Consider the following 18229-nt stretch of genomic DNA (forward strand, 5'->3'; position numbering starts at 1 on the left):
AATGACCGACAAGAAGACCTCCGTCCACGGCGCCGTCCTCGAGGACACCCCCTCCGACGGGGACCGCCCCCTGGTCGAACTCCGCGACGCCGGCAAGTCTTACGGCAACATCCGCGCCCTGCACGGCGTCGACCTCACCGTCCGCGCCGGCAAGGTGAGCTGCGTCCTGGGCGACAACGGTGCCGGCAAGTCCACCCTCATCAAGATCGTCTCCGGGCTGCACCAGCACACCGAGGGCGAGTTCCTCGTCGACGGCGGCCCCGTACGGTTCTCCAGCCCGCGCGAGGCACTCGACAAGGGCATCGCCACCGTCTACCAGGACCTCGCGGTCGTCCCGCTGATGCCCGTGTGGCGGAACTTCTTCCTCGGCTCCGAACTGACGAAGGGCCCCTGGCCCTTCCGGCGCCTCGACATCGACCGGATGAAGAAGACGGCCGACGAGGAACTGCGCAACATGGGCATCGTCCTGGACGACATGGAACAGCCCATCGGCACGCTCTCCGGCGGCCAGCGCCAGTGCGTCGCCATCGCCCGCGCCGTCCACTTCGGCGCCCGCGTCCTCATCCTCGACGAGCCGACCGCCGCCCTCGGCGTCAAGCAGTCCGGCGTGGTCCTCAAGTACATCGCCATGGCCCGCGACCGAGGTCTCGGCGTCATCTTCATCACCCACAACCCGCACCACGCCTACATGGTCGGCGACCACTTCAGCGTGCTGCGCCTGGGCACCCTGGAACTCAGCGCCGACCGCAGCGAGGTCGGCCTCGACGAGCTGACCAACCACATGGCCGGCGGCGCCGAACTGGCCGCCCTCAAGCACGAGCTGGCGCAGGTCCGCGGCGTCGACACCGAGGAGCTCCCCGAGGAGGGCGACATCCGCGCCCCCGCCGCGGCACCCGAGGAAGGAAAGTCCTGACATGGCAGTCGCGCTCGACCGCATCCGGGTCGGTTCCGCCCCCGACTCCTGGGGCGTCTGGTTCCCCGACGACCCGCAGCAGGTGCCCTGGCAGCGCTTCCTCGACGAGGTCGCCGAGGCCGGCTACTCCTGGATCGAACTCGGCCCCTACGGCTACCTCCCCACCGACCCGGCCCGCCTCGCCGACGAGGTGGACCGGAGGGGCCTGAGGGTCTCCGCCGGCACCATCTTCTGCGGACTGCACCGCGGCCCCTCCGAGTGGGAGTCCACCTGGGAGCAGGTCAGCCGCGTCGCCGCGCTCACCCGGGACATGGGCGCGGGGCACCTCGTCGTCATCCCGTCCTTCTGGCGCGACGACAAGACCGCCGAGATCCTCGAACCCGCGGAGCTCACCACCGAGCAGTGGGGCCACCTCACCCGGGGCATGGAACGCCTCGGCCGCGAGGTGAAGGAGACGTACGGACTCGACATCGTCGTCCACCCGCACGCCGACACCCACATCGACACCGAGGAGCACGTCGAGCGCTTCCTCGACTCCACCGACTCCGGCCTCGTCAACCTCTGCCTGGACACCGGTCACTACGCCTACTGCGGCGGCGACAGCGTCAAGCTGATCGAGACCTACGGCGAGCGCATCGGCTACCTGCACCTCAAGCAGGTCGACCCGGAGATCCTCGCCGACGTGGTCGCGAACCAGATCCCGTTCGGGCCCGCCGTCCAGCGCGGAGTGATGTGCGAACCGCCCGCCGGCGTCCCCGAGCTGGGCCCGGTCCTCACCGCCGCCCAGAAGCTCGGCGTCGACCTGTTCGCGATCGTCGAGCAGGACATGTACCCCTGCGAGCCCGGCAAACCGCTCCCGATCGCGGTGCGCACCCGCAAGTTCCTCCGCTCCTGCGGCGCCTGACGACCCGGACGGGGAGGCGAGAAGAGATGGACCGGCGCACACCGCTGGGCGTCGCCGTCATCGGCACCGGCCGGATGGGCACCGACCACGTACGCCGGATCGACCGGGTCGTCAGCGGCGCGCGGGTCACCGCCGTCGTGGACCTCGACGCCGAACGGGCCGAAGCCGCCGCCGCGGGCATCGACGGCTGCACCGCCCACACCGACGCGGCCGCCGCGATGGCGGCGGCCGACGTCGACGCCGTGCTGATCGCCTCCTCCGGACCGGCCCACGAAGCCGCCCTGCTCACCGCGTTCGAGCACGATCTGCCCGTCCTGTGCGAGAAGCCGCTCACCCCCGACGCGGCCTCCGCCCTGCGCGTCATGGAAGCCGAACTGGCCCTCGGCCACCGCCGGGTGCAGGTCGGCTTCATGCGCCGCTACGACAGCGAGTACGTGAAACTGAAGGCGCTGCTGGCCGACGGCCGGCTCGGCCGCCCGCTGATGCTGCACAACCGCCACCGCAACGTGGCCGGTCCGCCCTTCTTCACCAGCGCGATGCTCATCACCGACTCCGTGGCCCACGAGGTGGACGCCACCCGCTGGCTCCTGGGCCACGAGATCAGTGCCGTCACGGTGCTGCGCCCCAGGCCGTCGGCGGCCGCCCCCGAGGGAGTGAGCGATCCCCAGTTCGTCGTCCTGGAGACCGACGGCGGAGCTCTGTCCGACGTCGAGATCTTCGTCAACTGCGGCTTCGGCTACCAGGTCCAGGCCGAGGTGGTCTGCGAACGGGGCACCGCCCGCATCGGCGACGGCCACTCCCTGGTCACCCACACGGCCGGCCGTTGGGGCGGCACCATCACGCAGGACTGGACCGACCGCTTCGCCCAGGCCTACGACGACGAGATCCAGACCTGGGTCGACGCCACCCGGCGCGGCGAGGTCACCGGCCCGAGCACCTGGGACGGCTACGCCGCCGCCGCCGTCTGCGAGGCCGGCGTCCGCGCGCTGCGGGAGGGCGGCCGGGTGGAGGTCCACATGGTGGAGAAACCACCGCTCTACCGCTGACACCACGACCGCGGCCGCCCTCCGAAGGGGCGGCCGCGGTCGTCCCGGCACGGTCCGCGGGCACGGACCGGCCCGTTCAAACCCGCCGCACCTCCGCGACGGTGACGGGACGGTGCTCGCGCAGGGAGAGGGTGCAGGCCTCGGCGATCCAGCCCGCCTCCAGGGCATCCTGGATGGTGCACGGCGAGGGGCAGGAGCCCGCCACGACCTCGGTGAAGGCCTCCAGTTCGGCACGGTAGGCGGCCGTGAACCGGTCCATGAAGAAGTCGTGCGGGGTGCCCGCGGGGAAGGTCGTGCCCGGCTCCACCGACCGCAGCGGCAGCTTGTCCTCCAGACCGACCGCGATCGAGTCCGCGAAGCCGTGGATCTCCATCCGGACGTCGTAACCCCGGGCGTTGTGACGGCTGTTGGAGACCACCGCGAGCGTGCCGTCGTCCAGGGTGAGGACCGCACCGGTGGTGTCGGCGTCCCCGGCCGCCTTGATGTACTCGGCGCCCCGGTTGCCGCCGGCGGCGTACACCTCGGTCACCTCACGGCCGGTCACCCAGCGGATGACGTCGAAGTCGTGCACCGAGCAGTCGCGGAAGATGCCCCCGGAGGCGGCGATGTACGCGGCCGGCGGCGGCGCCGGGTCCAGCGTGGTCGAGCGCACGGTGTGCAGCGGGCCCAGCTCCCCGCTCCGCACGGCGGCCCGCGCGGCGACGAAGCCCGCGTCGAAGCGGCGGTTGAAGCCGATCTGCACCGGCACGTCCCGCCCGCCGACGGCCTTCAGCACCTCCACGCCCTCGGCCATGGTGCGCGCCACGGGCTTCTCGCAGAAGACGGGCACCCCCGCCTCCGCACAGGCCACGATCAGCGCCGGGTGGGCGTCGGTCGCGGCGGCGACCACCACCCCGTCCACCCCGGCCGCGAGCAGCGCCTCGGGGGAGTCCGCGACCTCCGCGCCGAACCGCTCGGCGGCGGCCTTCGCCGCCTCCGCGAACGGGTCGCTGACGACCAGGGACTCGACGGCGTCCAGCCCGGACAGGGTCTCGGCGTGGAAGGCGCCGATACGGCCGAGGCCGAGGATTCCGATGCGCATGGGACGGTGCTCCTTCGGTGCGGAAGTGCGGAAGTGCTGCGGAGGTACTGAGGTGCGGAGGGGCCGGGGCAGGGGGGAGGGGGCGCAGGGGTCAGTCGAGGCCGCCGAGCACGTTCTGGTCCCAGTCGATCACGGAGCCGGTGACCACTCCGGAGCGGTCGGAGAGCAGCAGGACCACGAAGTCCGCGATCTCGTCCGGTTGGCCGAGCCTTCCCATCGGCAGCCGCGCGGCCGCCCGCTCGCGCCAGTCGTCCCCGGCGGCGTGGAAGGTGCGCTGGGTGGCGTCCTCGCCCTCCGTGGCGGTCCACCCGATGTTCAGGCCGTTGATCCGGATCCGGTCCCAGCGGTGGGCGTGCGCCGCGTTACGGGTCAGGCCGGCGAGTCCGGCCTTCGCCGCCACGTACGGCGCGAGGAACGGCTGCCCGCCGTGCGCCGACGAGGTGATGACGTTGACGATCGTGCCGGGTTCCGCGCGCCGCACCATGTCCGCCACGGCGGCCTGCATGGCGAAGAACGGGCCCCTCAGATTGACCGCGATGTGCTGGTCGAACAGCTCGGGCGTGGTGTCGAGGAGCGTGCCGCGCGAGGTCAGACCGGCGGAGTTGACCAGGCAGTCGACCCGGCCGTACGCCTCCACCACCCGGATGACCGAGGCCCTGGCCTGCTCCGCGTCCGCCAGGTCCGCCCGCACGAACAGCGCCGTGCCGCCCCGGTCGGTCAGCTCGGCGACCAGCGCCTCACCGGGCTCCGGGCGGCGCCCGCTCACGGCCACCACCGCCCCCTCACGGACGGCGGCCCGTGCGACGGCGGCACCGACGCCCTGGCTGCCGCCGTTGACGAGGACGACCTTGTCGTCGAGAAGTCCCATGACGTGATCCGGGTTCCCTTCAGCTCGCGCGCCGCTTGACGCCGGCCCGCAGTTCCTCCCGCAGCGTCCGCGGGGTCCACCCCTCGCGCAGCGCCCGGCGTACGACATCGGCCTGCGAGGGCGGGGCAAGGCCCTCGGCCGGCGGGTCGTTGTCGAGGTTGGTCGGGAACGGGTAGCCCTCGGCGCTCGCGGCGATCACGTTCTCCAGCCACCGCTCCCCGGCGCCCTCCGCCTTGCGGCCCAGCAGCACCGGGTACACGGCGCCCGCGACCGCTTCGCGGTCCACGCTCTCCATGGCCCGCCCGAAGGCGGACGACACCTGGAGCAGGTTGGCCATGCGCCGGATGTCCGCCGAGTGGTTGGCGCCGGCCGCGTGGAAGAGCGCCGGGTTGAAGAACACCGTGTCGCCCTTGGCGAGCGGCAACTGGACGTGGTGCTCCTCGAAGTACGCGTGGAACTCCGGGAGCCGCCAGGCGAGATAGCCGGGCCCGTACTTCTGCGAGTGCGGGAGGTACAGGGTGGGGCCGGACTCGACGGGCATGTCGCAGTGCGCCACCGCGCCCTGGAGGGTGAGCACGGGGGAGAGGCGGTGCACGTGCGCGGGGTAGCGGGCGGCGGTCTCGTTCGAGAGGAAGCCGAGGTGGTAGTCGCGGTGCACGGTCTGCGCGGCCCCGCCCGGGTTGACCACGTTGACCTGGGAGGTGATCTGGTAGCCGGGGCCCAGCCAGGCCGAGGAGACCAGGGCGACCACGTCGTTGGCGTAGTAGTCGGCGAACGCCTGCGGGTCGTACAGGGCCGCCTTCTCCAGGGCGTTCCACACCCGGTCGTTCGCGCCCGGCTCGGCGAAGTGGTCACCGGCCGCGGCCCCCGTGGCGCGCTGCTCGGCGATCAGGGCGTCGAACACGGCGGTGGTGCGGTCGACCACCGACGGGTCGGGGAAGGCACCGCGGACCACCACGATGCCGGGGCCGTCGGCGAGGGCCCGCACCAGCTCGGCCTGCACGGTACGGCGGTCGGCGAGGGCGAGCCGCTCGGCGTCGTAGAGCAGCACGTTCCGCTCGACGGCGGAGGCGTGCGGATGGGCGGCGAGATCGGTCTGCTGCTCGACCAGGGCGCGCAGCGTGTCCAGGTCGCAGTCCCGCTCGGACAGCCAGGCGGCGGCCGGTGCGGGGGTCTGCACGGAGGAGGAGGCGGACATGGGGTCGTCCCTTCGGGTCACGGAGCGACGCGGCTGGTGCCATTCTTGTCAGTACAAACCCTTCGAACAACCAGCAGGAAGCCATCAAAAACCCCTCAGGAGCAGCCGCATGGGCCATCCCTTCCCGATCAGGGAAATCGCACGTCAGGCAGGGTTGAGCGAGGCCACCGTGGACCGCGTCCTCAACGGCCGGGGAGGAGTGCGGGAGAGCACCGCGCAGGAGGTGCGCCGGGCGATCGCCGACCTCGACCGGCAGCGCACCCAGGTCCGGCTCGTCGGCGCCACGTTCATGGTGGACATCGTGATGCAGTCGCCGGACCGGTTCTCCACCGCGGTCCGCACCGCGCTGGAGGCCGAACTCCCCTCCCTGCACCCGGCGGTGATCCGCTCCCGCTTCCACTTCCGCGAGACCGGCCCGGCGGAGGAACTGGTCGCCGTCCTGGACCGGATCGGCCGGCGCGGCTCGCAGGGCGTGCTCCTCAAGGCGCCCGACGTTCCCGGGATCACCGCCGCCGTCGGCCGGCTCGCGGCGGCCGGGATCCCGGTGGTCACCCTGGTGACGGACCTGCCCGCGAGCGCCCGGATCGGCCATGTGGGCAGCGACAACCGGGCGGCCGGCGCCACCGCCGCCTACCTCGTCCAGCAGTGGCTGGGAGACCGGCCGGGCAACGTGCTCACCAGCCTCTCCAGCGGCTTCTTCCGCAACGAGGAGGAGCGCGAGATGGGCTTCCGCAGCGCCATGCGCGTCCGCGGGCCCGGCCGGGCGCTCGTCGAGATCGCCGAGGGGCAGGGCCTGGACGCCACCCAGTACGACCTGGTCCGCGCCGCCCTGGAGCGCGACCCGGCGATCCGCGCGGTCTACTCGATCGGCGGGGGCAACATCGCGACCCTGCGCGCCTTCGAGGACGCCGGACGCGAGTGCGCCGTGTTCGTCGCCCACGACCTCGACCAGGACAACACCCGGCTGCTGCGGGAGCACCGGCTGTCCGCCGTGCTCCACCACGACCTGCGGCACGACCTGCGGGAGGCCTGCCACCTCGTGATGCGCGCCCACGGCGCCCTGCCGCCCGCCGGGCCCACCCTGCCCTCCGCCGTCCAGGTGGTCACCCCCTACAACATGCCCTCCCCGGCGTTGGCCGGGTGACGGCCCAGGCGTGTAAGCCGCGGCTGCGGGACGGCCCTGCCTACCGTCGTGCGCATGAGGAAACCGACCCCCGACGGCGGGCCCGAACGGCTCGTCGCGCTCGCCGACGGTGTGTTCGCCATCGCCATCACCCTGCTGGTCCTGGACATCGGCGTGCCGCAGGGGCTGGACCCGGAGGAGTACCGGCGGGCCCTGAGCGACACGCTGCCCAACCTGGGTGCCTACGCGATCAGCCTGGCGGTGCTGGCCGGCTTCTGGCGCGACCACCGGGCGATCTTCCGCAGTGTCGAGCAGGTGGACGGGGGCGTGATCGCGCTGACCATGCTCGGCCTGGGGCTCGCGGCGCTGCTGCCGTTCCCGACCACGCTGGTCTCCGAGTACGGCGACGAACCCGTCTCGGTGATCGTCTACTCGGTGGCGGTCGCCTCGCTCGGCGCGGTCCACCTCGCGCTGGCCGCCCTCGTCGTCCGCCGTCCCTGGCTGCGCGGAGCGGCGGCGCCCGTGCGCGACGAGGCGCTCTACGCCGTCGACCTGGGCGCGACGGTGGTGGTGTTCCTGGTGACCGTCCCGCTGGCCCTGCTCATCGGGCCCGCCGCCATGTGGTGGTGGCTGGTGCTGCTGCCGGTCAAGGTCTGGCTGGGCCGGAGGGAGAACGCCTGAGAGTCGGGGGCGCTGCCCCTGCCACCCCGTGCGCGAGGGGGGCTGGGGCGCAGCCCCGCAGCCGGTAAGGGGCGGCGGGGGGCGTGGCACACCGTCAGAGCGCCGCCGGCCCGCCCACCGTCACCCACGCCCCGCTCTCCGCGGACCGCGCCATCGCGTCCAGCACCACCGCGCTGTGCACCGCGTCCTCCAGGGTCGCCCCGTACGGGACCCCCTCGGCGACGGACCGCAGGAACCGGTAGGCCTCGATCACCTTCAGGTCGTCGTACCCCATGGCGTTCGCCGCCCCCGGCTGGAAGGCGCCGAACTCCCCGTCGCCCGGCCCGACGTACACCGTGCTGACGGGCTGGTCCTGGTAGGACGTGCCCCGGCCGACCCCGAGTTCGTTCATCCGGCGGAAGTCCCAGAACACCGCCCCCTCGGTGCCGTGCACCTCGAAGCCGTAGTTGTTCTGCTCGCCCACCGACACCCGGCAGGCCTCCAGCACCCCGCGTGCCCCGGAGGCGAACCGCAGCAGGCAGCTGACGTAGTCCTCGTTCTCCACCGGGCCGAGCTCGCCGCCGGTGGCGCGGGAGTGGCCGGCCGTGGCACCCGCCGGACGGGCCCGCTCGGGCAGGAAGACCGCCGTGTCGGCGGTCAGCGAGGCGATGTCGCCGAGCAGGAAACGGGCCAGGTCGGCGCCGTGCGACGCCAGGTCGCCCAGCACCCCGCTGCCCCCGCGCTCCCGCTCGTACCGCCAGGTCAGTGCGCCTTCCGGGTGGGCGGCGTAGTCGCTGAACAGCCGGATGCGCACATGGGTGACGGTGCCGATCCCGCCGGAGGCGATCAGCTCCCGTGCCGCCTCCACGGCGGGCGCGTTGCGGTAGTTGAAGCCGACCGCGCCCTGCACCCCCGCCCCGGCGACCGCGTCGGCCACCGCGCGGGCGTCCCCCGGGCCGAGGCCCACCGGCTTCTCGATCCAGATGTGCTTGCCGGCCTCCGCCATCGCCACACCGATCTCACGGTGCAGGAAGTTCGGGGCGGTGATGCTGACCGCCCGGACACGGGGATCGGCGGCCACCTCGCGCCAGTCGCGGGCGGCCGAGGCGAACCCGAACCGGGCGGCGGCCTCCTCGGCCCGGCCCGGGACCTCCTCGGCGACGGTGACCAGCTCCGGACGGAGCGCGAGCTGCGGGTAGTGGTGCCGCACCCGCGCGTACGCCTGGGTGTGCACCCGCCCCATCCAGCCGAATCCCACGACGGCGACACCCAGCGCATCCACCATGAAAGCCTCTCTCCGGCCCGGTCCGTGTCCTGCCCGCTCACCCTCTGCGCGCACCCGGGATCATGTCAACCTTTTGACAGGACAAACATGCGGCTTTCCGGTCGCCTCGCCGGGGCCCGGCGGCGGCCGGGGCGGCCGATCGGGACGGATCGGCGCCACCGCTCACATGCGGTAGGGTTGACCTGCGTGATCACGCGGTCCACCGCGTACGGCGCATCGGGACGTGGCGCAGCTTGGTAGCGCACTTGACTGGGGGTCAAGGGGTCGCAGGTTCAAATCCTGTCGTCCCGACGGAAGTCGACGGGGAGCCGCACCGGAATGATCCGGTGCGGCTCCCCGCGTCGTACCGTCACGCGCGGGCCACCGGCGTCCGCCGGGCTCACGCCGCCCCGAACGCGGTGAACGCCCACCCCGTCGCCCGGTGCAACGCGTCCGGGGGCAGTGCGCCGCGGGCGTCGCGCAACGCCTCCGCCAGCGAGAGCCCCCGGTCCAGGCCCTCGTGCAGGGCGAGCATCAGCGGCACGACCGCCGCGTCGTTGACCGGCGCGCTGCACGCGACCACCCCCGCCGTGCCCAGCGGCAGCAACGCCGTGACCAGACCGAGGAGTTCGTCCGCGCCGACCGAGGCGAAGCGGGCCGTGTCGCAGCACGACAGGATGATCCGGTACGGACTGCGGTCCAGCCGCTCGAAGTCGTGCACGATCAGCGGACCGTCGGCCATCCGCAGCGACGAGAACAGCGGCCCGTCCGCGCGGAACGCGCCGTGCGCGGCCATGTGGGCCAGCGCCGCCCCGTCCAGCTCGGCCAGCACCCGCGGAACCGTCGCGTCCTCGTGCTCCAGGACCGTCGCACCGCCGTAGCGGCCCGCCAGTTCCGGCACCTCCGCGCCACCCGTCGCCAGGCCCGGGCCGCGCACCAGCACCGGGCGGCCCCCGTCCGGCGGCGCCGTCTCCTTCGCCCGCAGCCAGCTGCTCGCCGACGGCGACACGCTCAGCACCCGCTCCCGCAGCGAGGGCAGCAGCGCCCACGGCACCCGGTGCAGCCGCCCGGGCGGCACGATCACCACCGGCCCGTCCCCGAGGTGCGCCGCGGCCGGGCCCAGCAGCAGCTCCTCCAGCCGCCGGCCGGCCGCCTCCACCAACGGCAGCCGCGCCTGCGCCCCCGGGTGGGCCAGCCGCCGCAGCCCCGCCTGCACGTGCTCGGCCTCCGTCTCGGCCGCCGCGAGCAGCCCCGCCTCGAACCTGCGCACCCTGCCCCGCCCGCACAGCAGGACCTGCACCCGCCCGTCGAGCACGGCCAGCTCCACCAGCCGTACGTCCTCGCCCAGCCGCGCCAGCAGCCGGCCGGCGTCGAAGCGGTCCCCGCCGTCCGGCGCCGCACCCCGCATGTGCAGGGTCCGGGACCGGATCTCCCGCTCCAGGCGCCGCTGTTCGCGTTCCAGGGCCGGCACGGGCCTGCCCTCCCTCCGCGCCTCCTCCGCGCGGGCGGCGATCTCCCGGTAGGCCGTCAGGTCGCTGAGCAGCGCCGGGTCGGCCGGGGGACGGTTGGGCGGCGCGGACAGGGCGGTGGCCCGCCAGCGTTCGCTCCACACCAGCAGCCGCCGGGGCCCGCCGGAGACCATGCCGGCCTTCTGCGCGAGGGCGGCCAGCTCGGCGCCCTGCGCGGTGGCCCGGGCCCGCAGCTCGGAGGCGCCCAGGGTCATCCGGTGGTCGTCGAGCACGTCCAGGCCGCGCCGGCAGGCCTCCAGCACCCCGCGCGGGGAACCGGCGGCCTGCGCGCGCAGCGCCTGGGCCGCCCAGCCCGTCATCCGCGCGAGCGGTGGCCCGCCGCGCCGGCTGCGCGCGGCGGCCGCCAGATGCCGCTCCGCGTCCGCCGTCCAGCCGAGGTCCAGCGCGATCCGGCCCGCCAGCAGCGACGCCTCGGGCGCCGCCGGAGCACCCAGCGCGACCAGCTGCTCCGCCACCTTGGCCGCGTCCGCGACCAGCCGCCCCGAACGCCGTCCCGCCGCGTGCCGGGCCCCGGTCAGCACCAGCCGGGCGTGCGCCTCCCACCAGGTGCGCCGCTGCCCCGCGAACAGCCGCACGGCCAGCGCCGCCCGCGCGATCGCCGTCTGCGGCTCGTCCGCCAGCCGGGCCGCCCGCGCGGCGGCCAGCAGCAGCTCCGCCCTGCGCGTCGACTGCCCGCCGATCCCGTCCAGCGCACCCAGCGCGGTGTCCGCCTCGGCCAGCGCCTCCGCCGCCAGCCCCGCGGCCATCAGCACCTCGCAGCGCCGGATGCTCAGCATGAACGTGGGCGTGCCCAGCTTGGCGTACCGCTCCTCCGCCTCGTCGAGCAGCCGCAGGGCGACCGGGACGTCGCCCGCGCGGAAGGCGGCCAGGCCCCTGCTCTCCACGGCGTCCGCCTTGTCGTGCTCCTGGCCGGTGGTCTCCCACAGGGCCTCCGCGGCGCCGAAGTCGGAGTCCGCCCGGTCCACCGAGCCGAGCGCCAGGTGCACCGTCGCGCGCAGCGTCAGCGCACGCGCCGTCCAGATCACGTCATCGGCCTGCCGCAGCACGGGAATCGCCCGCCGCACGTCCTCCAGCGCCTCCCTGTGGTGGCCCAGCACCCACCACGAGTACGCCAGCCGGAACAGCACCCGGGCGCGCGTGTGCCCGCTGCCGCGCTCGACGCCCCGGCGCAGGGCGTCCATGCCCTGCCGGGTGCGCCCCGCGTGCACCAGCGCCACCCCCAGGGTGCCGAGGACGTCCGCCTCCCGGTCGGCCGACTCCGCGCGAGCCGCCCAGGCCCGCGCCCGCCGCAGATGGTGCAGGGCGAGCCGCATGTCGCCGAAGTCCCGCTGCCAGATGCCGATCACCTGATGGGCGACGGAGGCGTGCAGCGGCACGGGACGGCCGCTCAGGACCTCCTCCGCCCTCGCCAGCGCCTCACCCGGGGCGGCGAACACCATCGGCAGCAGTTCCAGCACCGAGTCGCTTCCGGCTGTCACCCCACGATGGTAGTGCTCCGCAACCACGCCCCACAGATGTGATGTTGTATCAAAAGAGCGCTCACCGACTCCCCATCACGAGAGCTCCGCGGCCCCGGCCGCCGCCACCCGAGTGGAGGACCCGCCATGGCACCACAGCGATTCCGTGAGCAGTTCGCGCAGATCCAGCGTTCCATGCCCGACGTCCCCCTGGCGATCGGCCCGGACGACGCGGGCGAGTTCCTCTACGAGAAGGGTGTCGTCCTCGCCCGCGACGGGGAGGAGGCCCGCGTCGTCGAGGACACGGTGCGGCAGCACTTCACCACCTTCGCCGGGCTCGCACCGGACCACGTGCGCCGGGCCGGCCCCGAGACCAACCGCTCCGGCATCACCCGCATCCAGGTCGCCGACCCGGGCCGGGGCGACGGCAGCGGCGACCCGGCGGTGGCGGGCGCACTGCGCGCCCTCTCGGCGGCGGAGGCACGCGCGGGACACCGGATGGTCAGCCGCAACCACGTGGTGTCGATCGCCGTCAACGCCTGTCCCGGCGACGAGCCCGTGCCCGTGGCGCCCGGCACACCGCCCAACCCGGGCGCCGCCGAGGGTGCCCACGACCCGGACAGCGCCGTCGGCGTCCTCGTCATCGACACCGGCCTCATGCACGACCACCGCTCCTACCCGCTGCTCGCCCACACCCGGGGCGACGCCCAGGTCGCCGAGTGCGACGGCGACGGCATCCTGCAGCAGTACTGCGGACACGGCACGTTCATCGCCGGTCTGGTCGCCGCCGTCGCCCCCAACACCGACATCACCGTGCGCGGCACGCTCAACGACGCCGGAGCCGTCCTGGAGTCCGAGTTCGGCGAGAAGCTCTTCGAGGCCGTCGACGAGGGCGGCTGGCCCGACGTCATCAGCCTCTCCGCCGGAACCTCCAACGGCCGCACCGACGGGCTCCTCGGTGTCGACGCCTTCATGCGGGAACTGCGCAAGCAGCGCACCCTGTTGGTCGCCGCCGCCGGGAACAACGGCAGTGCCACGCCCTTCTGGCCCGCCGCCTACGCCGACCTGCCCGGCTACGAGCACGCCGTGCTGTCCGTCGGTGCCCTGCGCGGAGACGGCGAGTACGGCGCCTGCTTCAGCAACCACGGTGGCTGGGTGAAGGCGTACGCACCCGGCGAGCGCCTCACCAGCGCCCTCACCGGCTTCGACACCCCCGTCCCCTACGTCTACCAGCACTCCACGTACGACGCCTGCCGCTACGGCTTCACCTACCCCTGCACCTGCCTGCACCCGCGGCACAACGGCCTCCTGAGCGAGGACGGCGGCCCCGCCAAGCCGGACCAGGTGATGTTCGAAGGACTCGCCCAGTGGAGCGGGACCTCGTTCGCCACCCCCGTCGCCGTCGGCATGATCGCCGCCCACATGACCGCCCGGGCCCAGACCGACCCGCGCAAGGCGCGCCGGCAACTCATGGAGGACACGACGGAGTTCGCCGAGGTGCGCGGGTCGCACGTGCCCGCCCTCCTGCCGCCCACCTGGCGCCCGGTCCGGGTCTCACCGCCCGCGGCCCGGGCATGAGGACCGGAGTCGTCCCCTCCGCGGCGTACCATGACGTGCCGTACACGAGGGGTGGGACCGTGGAGCACAGGGAAGTCGGCGTGTTGGTCCGGTCCGCTGTCGACGGTGACGCGGCGGCCTGGAAGGCGATCGTGGAAGGGCTGGGCCCGCTGGTGTGGTCCGTGGTGCGCGCGCACCGGCTCTCCGACGCCGACGCGCACGAGGTCTACCAGACCGTGTGGTTCCGGTTCGCCCAGCATCTGGGGCGGATCCGGGAACCGGAGAAGGCGGGCTCCTGGCTGGCCAGTACCGCCCGGCACGAGTGCCTGAAGGTGCACAGGAACGCGCGCCGGCTGATGCTGACGGACGATCCGAACCTGCTGGACCGGGTCAGTGAGGACGGTACGCCGGAGCAGTCGCTGCTGGACGCGGAGGAGGCGGCCGCGCGGAGCGAGAGCGTACGGCGGCTGTGGCAGGAGTTCGAGGAACTCGGCGAGCGGTGCAGGCAGTTGCTGCGTGTGCTGATCGCCTCGCCGCCGCCCAGTTATCAGGAGGTGTCCGCCGCGCTCGACATCGCGGTGGGCAGCATCGGGCCACTGCGCCAGCGCTGTCTGCGCCGGCTGCGGGCCCGGCTCGAGGCCCGGGGGGCGACGTGAGCGGGACGAGCGACATGAACGACCGGAACGCCATGGACGACGTGCATGCCGTGGACGACGCGACCGACGCGACCGACGACGCGGGACGCGACGACGGCGTGGGCACCGGGCTGCTGGAGGAGGAACTGCGGCAGGCGGCGGCCGTCCTGGACCCGCTGCCTCCCGCCCTGCTGCAGGTCGCCGTCGACGCCTACGCGCTGCACGACCTCGACGCCCGTGTCGCCGAGCTGACCTTCGACTCGCTGGTCGACGCCCTCCCGGTCAGGGGGGCGACGGACGTGCCGCGCATGCTGACGTTCAGCGCGGGCGAGGTGACGCTGGACGTGGAGGTGAGCGCGCAGGGCCTGATGGGCCAGGTACTGCCGCCCCGGCCGGTCCGCATCGAGGTACTCGGCGGCCCCCGCGCGAGCGTGGCACTCACCGCCGACGACATGGGACGCTTCAGCGCCGGCACCGCCCCCGCCGGTCCGTTCGCCCTGCGCCTGCGCACCGGCGACGAGGTGGTCACCACGGAGTGGCTCCGCGCCTGACCCTCCGGGGGAGAGGGAGGCGCCGGTGACCGGGGCGTCCGGTCGCGCGCCCGCGCCCGCGCCGGTGGCGCGTGGCCGTGAGCCCGGCCCCTGCGCGCGGGGCGCGGGGGAAGGCCGCCCGGCGCGGTCAGGGCCGGCCGGATGCCCGCGGGTATCCGGGCGAGGTGCCGGGCGTCAGCCGGAGACCGCGTCGACCAGGGCGGCGAGCGCCGCGGCGAGGCGGGGGAGGCCCTGGTGCGGGGCGCCGCCCGGTTCGGTCATGTAGGTGTCCCGGCGGATCTCCACCATCAGCGCGGACACCTCGGCCCGCTTGCCGAAGAACTCCAGCGGCACGTACGTCCCCGCGAACGGGCTGTCCAGCCCCGTCCCACCGCACGGGGCGAAGGCCTCCCGGGCCGCGTCCAGGAGCGCGGGCGGGGTGTGGAAGGAGTCGGTGCCCAGGCAGATCTCCGGCCGCGGCCCGTCCCCGTGCAGTTCGTAGGGCAGCGGGGCGCTCGGGTACGAGTGCACGTCGATGATCACGGCCCGTCCGGTCGCCGCGAGCCGCCCGGCGACCGCCTCCGTCATCGCCCGCGCGTACGGCCGGAAGTACCGCTCGATCAGCGGCTCCCCGTTGAACCCGCCGGGCCGCAGCACGTCCTTGTGCGTGGTCCGGGTGTAGACCGCGCCCATCCCGACGGACAGCATCTCCTCGCGCCCGTCCGGGAACCGCTCCGGATCGACGACCAGCCGCGACAGCCGGTTCTCGAACCGCCACGGCGCGACCCCGGCCGCCCGGGCCGCCGCCTCGGCGACCGACGCGGTGTGCGCGTCCGTGATGTGGTCCAGTTCCCGCTCCAGCGCGGCGTCGTCGAGCACGATCCCGGACCGCACGTCGGCGGGTATCTCCCGCGACGAGTGCGGGACGTGGAGGATCACGGGGGAGTCGGCGTCACCGGGAAGGAACGCGAAGGACGGCGGGACGTCGGTCATGCGGCTGCTCCAGGAGCGTGGTCGGTGGTGCGCGGAAGGATCAAGGTGCCACATCCCACTGACAACGCCGCCGACGCGGGACACCCGGGCCGCCGCGGTCCGGCCGCGCCGGGGCCCCGCCCGGGCGGTGACCCGGCGCGGGGACGCCGGAGAGACGGGTCCGCCCCGGCCGGGCGTGGTGCCGGCCGGGGCGGACCCGTTCGATGGCGAGCGTCAGCTCAGGGACGCCAGCGCCTCGTTCCAGGTGGCGGACGGGCGCATGACCTCGGCGGCCCTGGCCGGGTCGGGCTGGTAGTAGCCGCCGATCTCGGCCGGCTTGCCCTGGACGGCGTTCAGCTCCTCGACGATCTTCGCCTCGTTGGCGGTGAGCGTCTCGGCGAGCGGGGCGAAGGCCTTCGCCAGGTCCGCGTCGTCGGTCTGCGCGGCCAGCTCCTGCGCCCAGTACAGGGACAGGTAGAAGTGGCTGCCGCGGTTGTCGATGCCGCCGACGCGACGGGTCGGGGACTTGTCCTCGTTGAGGAACGTCGCCGTGGCCCGGTCGAGGGTGTCGGCCAGGACCTTGGCGCGGGCGTTGCCCGTGGCCTCGGCGTACTGCTCCAGCGACGGCACCAGGGCGAAGAACTCACCGAGCGAGTCCCAGCGCAGGTAGTTCTCCTTGACCAGCTGCTGCACGTGCTTGGGCGCCGAGCCACCCGCGCCCGTCTCGAAGAGACCGCCGCCCGCCATCAGCGGGACGACCGACAGCATCTTGGCGCTGGTGCCCAGCTCCAGGATGGGGAACAGGTCGGTGAGGTAGTCACGCAGCACGTTGCCGGTCACCGAGATGGTGTTCTCACCGCGGCGGATGCGCTCCACCGACAGCTTGGTCGCCTCGACGGGGGCGAGGACGCGGATGTCCAGGCCCTCGGTGTCGTGCTCCGCGAGGTACTGCTCGACCTTGGCGATCAGGTTGGCGTCGTGGGCGCGGGTGGCGTCCAGCCAGAACACCGCCGGGTCGCCGGTGGCGCGGGCACGCGTGACGGCCAGCTTCACCCAGTCGCGGATCGGGGCGTCCTTGGTCTGGCAGGCGCGGAAGATGTCACCGGCGGAGACGGCCTGCTCGATGACGGCGTTGCCCTCCGCGTCGACCAGCCGGACCGTGCCCGTGACGGGGATCTCGAAGGTCTTGTCGTGGCTGCCGTACTCCTCGGCCTTCTGCGCCATCAGGCCGACGTTCGGCACCGAGCCCATGGTGGACGGGTCGTAGGCGCCGTTGGCCCGGCAGTCCTCGATGACGGCCTGGTAGACACCCGCGTAGCTGGAGTCCGGCAGGACGGCGAGGGTGTCGGCCTCCTGGCCGTCCGGGCCCCACATGTGGCCGGAGGTGCGGATCATCGCCGGCATCGAGGCGTCGACGATGACGTCCGAGGGGACGTGCAGGTTGGTGATGCCCTTGTCGGAGTCGACCATCGCCAGCGCGGGGCCCTCGGCGAGCTCCGCGTCGAAGGACGCCTTGATCTCGGCGCCCTCGGGCAGGGACTCCAGGCCCTTGTAGATGCCGCCCAGACCGTCGTTCGGGGAGAGGCCGGCCGCGGCGAGCTTGTCGCCGTACTCGGCGAACGTCTTCGGGAAGAAGGCGCGCACCACGTGACCGAAGACGATCGGGTCGGAGACCTTCATCATCGTGGCCTTGAGGTGCACGGAGAACAGCACGCCCTCCTGCTTGGCACGGGCGACCTGCGCGGTGAGGAACTCGCGCAGCGCGCCGACGCGCATCACGGAGGCGTCGACGACCTCGCCGGCGAGGACCGGTACGGACTCGCGCAGCACGGTCGTGGAGCCGTCGTCGCCCTTGAGCTCGATGCGCAGCGCGCCGTCCTCGGCGATGACGACCGACTTCTCGGTGGAGCGGAAGTCGTCCGCCCCCATGGTGGCGACGTCGGTCTTGGACTCGGCGGTCCAGGCGCCCATGCGGTGCGGGTGGTTCTTGGCGTAGTTCTTCACCGAGGCGGGGGCGCGGCGGTCGGAGTTGCCCTCACGCAGGACCGGGTTCACGGCCGAACCCTTGACCTTGTCGTAGCGGGCGCGGATCTCGCGCTCCTCGTCGGTCTTCGGGTCGTCCGGGTAGTCCGGCAGCGCGTAGCCCTGGCCCTGGAGCTCGGCGACCGCGGCCTTGAGCTGCGGGATCGACGCCGAGATGTTCGGCAGCTTGATGATGTTGGCCGCGGGCGTCTTCGCCAGCTCACCGAGCTCGGCGAGGGCGTCCGGGATGCGCTGGTCCTCGGACAGGTACTCCGGGAACACGGCGATGATCCGCCCGGCCAGCGAGATGTCCCGCGTCTCCACGGGGACACCCGCCTGCGAGGCGTACGCCCGGACCACCGGCAGGAAGGAATACGTCGCCAGGGCCGGGGCCTCGTCAGTGTGCGTATAGATGATGGTCGAGTCAGTCACCGGGTGCTCCGCTCCACGTCTGCAACATTGCTCGACAT

General features: G+C 73.5%; 15 protein-coding genes and 1 tRNA gene. 9 read left to right on the top strand and 7 right to left on the bottom strand.

Annotated features, from left to right (window positions below):
* The first annotated feature begins 1 nt into the window (after position 1).
* Genes IE118_RS31850 through IE118_RS31860 form a run of 3 tightly spaced genes read left to right on the top strand, consistent with a single transcriptional unit; the run spans position 2 to position 2863 of the window.
* Complete coding sequence (locus IE118_RS31850) at positions 2–913, top strand: ATP-binding cassette domain-containing protein (RefSeq protein ID WP_189561577.1); 912 nt, start codon at positions 2–4, stop codon at positions 911–913.
* 1 nt (position 914) lies between these two features.
* Entirely contained in the window at positions 915–1817 is a 903-nt protein-coding gene (locus tag IE118_RS31855; RefSeq protein WP_189561578.1) for a sugar phosphate isomerase/epimerase family protein, read from the top strand.
* 26 nt (positions 1818–1843) lie between these two features.
* Positions 1844–2863 carry a Gfo/Idh/MocA family protein gene (locus tag IE118_RS31860; protein ID WP_189561579.1) on the top strand — a complete coding sequence of 340 codons (1020 nt, stop codon included), beginning with the start codon at positions 1844–1846 and terminating at the stop codon, positions 2861–2863.
* 76 nt (positions 2864–2939) lie between these two features.
* Here IE118_RS31860 and IE118_RS31865 read toward each other — a convergent pair whose 3' ends face one another.
* From IE118_RS31865 to IE118_RS31875, 3 genes are all read right to left on the bottom strand, one after another.
* On the bottom strand, positions 2940–3944 hold the full coding sequence (locus tag IE118_RS31865; RefSeq protein ID WP_189561580.1) for a Gfo/Idh/MocA family protein: 1005 nt from the start codon (positions 3942–3944) through the stop codon (positions 2940–2942).
* A 91-nt stretch (positions 3945–4035) separates the two neighbouring features.
* A complete protein-coding gene (locus IE118_RS31870) occupies positions 4036–4812 on the bottom strand; it encodes an SDR family oxidoreductase (protein ID WP_189561581.1) in 777 nt (258 codons plus the stop codon).
* Between the two features lie 19 nt (positions 4813–4831).
* A complete protein-coding gene (locus tag IE118_RS31875; protein ID WP_189561582.1) occupies positions 4832–6010 on the bottom strand; it encodes a phytanoyl-CoA dioxygenase family protein in 1179 nt (392 codons plus the stop codon).
* Between the two features lie 109 nt (positions 6011–6119).
* Between IE118_RS31875 and IE118_RS31880 the strand changes: the two genes are divergently transcribed.
* Positions 6120–7154, top strand: a complete 1035-nt coding sequence (locus IE118_RS31880; protein WP_189561583.1) for a LacI family DNA-binding transcriptional regulator — start codon at positions 6120–6122, stop codon at positions 7152–7154.
* Between the two features lie 54 nt (positions 7155–7208).
* Positions 7209–7814, top strand: a complete 606-nt coding sequence (locus IE118_RS31885; protein WP_189561584.1) for a TMEM175 family protein — start codon at positions 7209–7211, stop codon at positions 7812–7814.
* A gap of 94 nt (positions 7815–7908) precedes the next feature.
* On the opposite strand, the gene IE118_RS31890 is transcribed toward IE118_RS31885, so the two are convergent.
* Positions 7909–9078, bottom strand: coding sequence for a Gfo/Idh/MocA family protein (locus IE118_RS31890; RefSeq protein ID WP_189561585.1), 1170 nt, complete (start codon positions 9076–9078; stop codon positions 7909–7911).
* A gap of 217 nt (positions 9079–9295) precedes the next feature.
* On the opposite strand from IE118_RS31890, the gene IE118_RS31895 reads away from it, so the two are divergent.
* Positions 9296–9369: transfer RNA gene (locus IE118_RS31895), tRNA-Pro, on the top strand.
* 88 nt (positions 9370–9457) lie between these two features.
* On the opposite strand, the gene IE118_RS31900 is transcribed toward IE118_RS31895, so the two are convergent.
* Positions 9458–12025, bottom strand: a complete 2568-nt coding sequence (locus IE118_RS31900) for a CHAT domain-containing protein (protein ID WP_229847043.1) — start codon at positions 12023–12025, stop codon at positions 9458–9460.
* A 165-nt stretch (positions 12026–12190) separates the two neighbouring features.
* Between IE118_RS31900 and IE118_RS31905 the strand changes: the two genes are divergently transcribed.
* From IE118_RS31905 to IE118_RS31915, 3 genes are read left to right on the top strand one after another with little or no spacing between them, the layout of a single operon-like run.
* On the top strand, positions 12191–13621 hold the full coding sequence (locus IE118_RS31905) for a S8/S53 family peptidase (protein ID WP_189561587.1): 1431 nt from the start codon (positions 12191–12193) through the stop codon (positions 13619–13621).
* Positions 13622–13680: 59 nt separating this feature from the next.
* A complete protein-coding gene (locus IE118_RS31910) occupies positions 13681–14256 on the top strand; it encodes an RNA polymerase sigma factor (RefSeq protein WP_189561588.1) in 576 nt (191 codons plus the stop codon).
* A 14-nt stretch (positions 14257–14270) separates the two neighbouring features.
* Positions 14271–14786 (top strand): hypothetical protein, encoded by a 516-nt coding sequence (locus IE118_RS31915; RefSeq protein ID WP_189561589.1) that lies wholly within the window; start codon positions 14271–14273, stop codon positions 14784–14786.
* A 174-nt stretch (positions 14787–14960) separates the two neighbouring features.
* Here the strand turns inward: IE118_RS31915 and IE118_RS31920 are convergent, their stop codons facing one another.
* Both IE118_RS31920 and IE118_RS31925 read right to left on the bottom strand, forming a co-directional pair.
* The gene (locus IE118_RS31920) at positions 14961–15758 is read right to left on the bottom strand and encodes an N-formylglutamate amidohydrolase (protein WP_189561590.1); all 798 of its coding nucleotides are present in this window, start codon (positions 15756–15758) and stop codon (positions 14961–14963) included.
* A gap of 213 nt (positions 15759–15971) precedes the next feature.
* Positions 15972–18191, bottom strand: coding sequence for an NADP-dependent isocitrate dehydrogenase (locus IE118_RS31925; protein ID WP_189561591.1), 2220 nt, complete (start codon positions 18189–18191; stop codon positions 15972–15974).
* Positions 18192–18229 lie beyond the last annotated feature (38 nt).

The organism is Streptomyces pilosus, assembly GCF_014649835.1.
Taxonomy (GTDB): domain Bacteria; phylum Actinomycetota; class Actinomycetes; order Streptomycetales; family Streptomycetaceae; genus Streptomyces; species Streptomyces pilosus.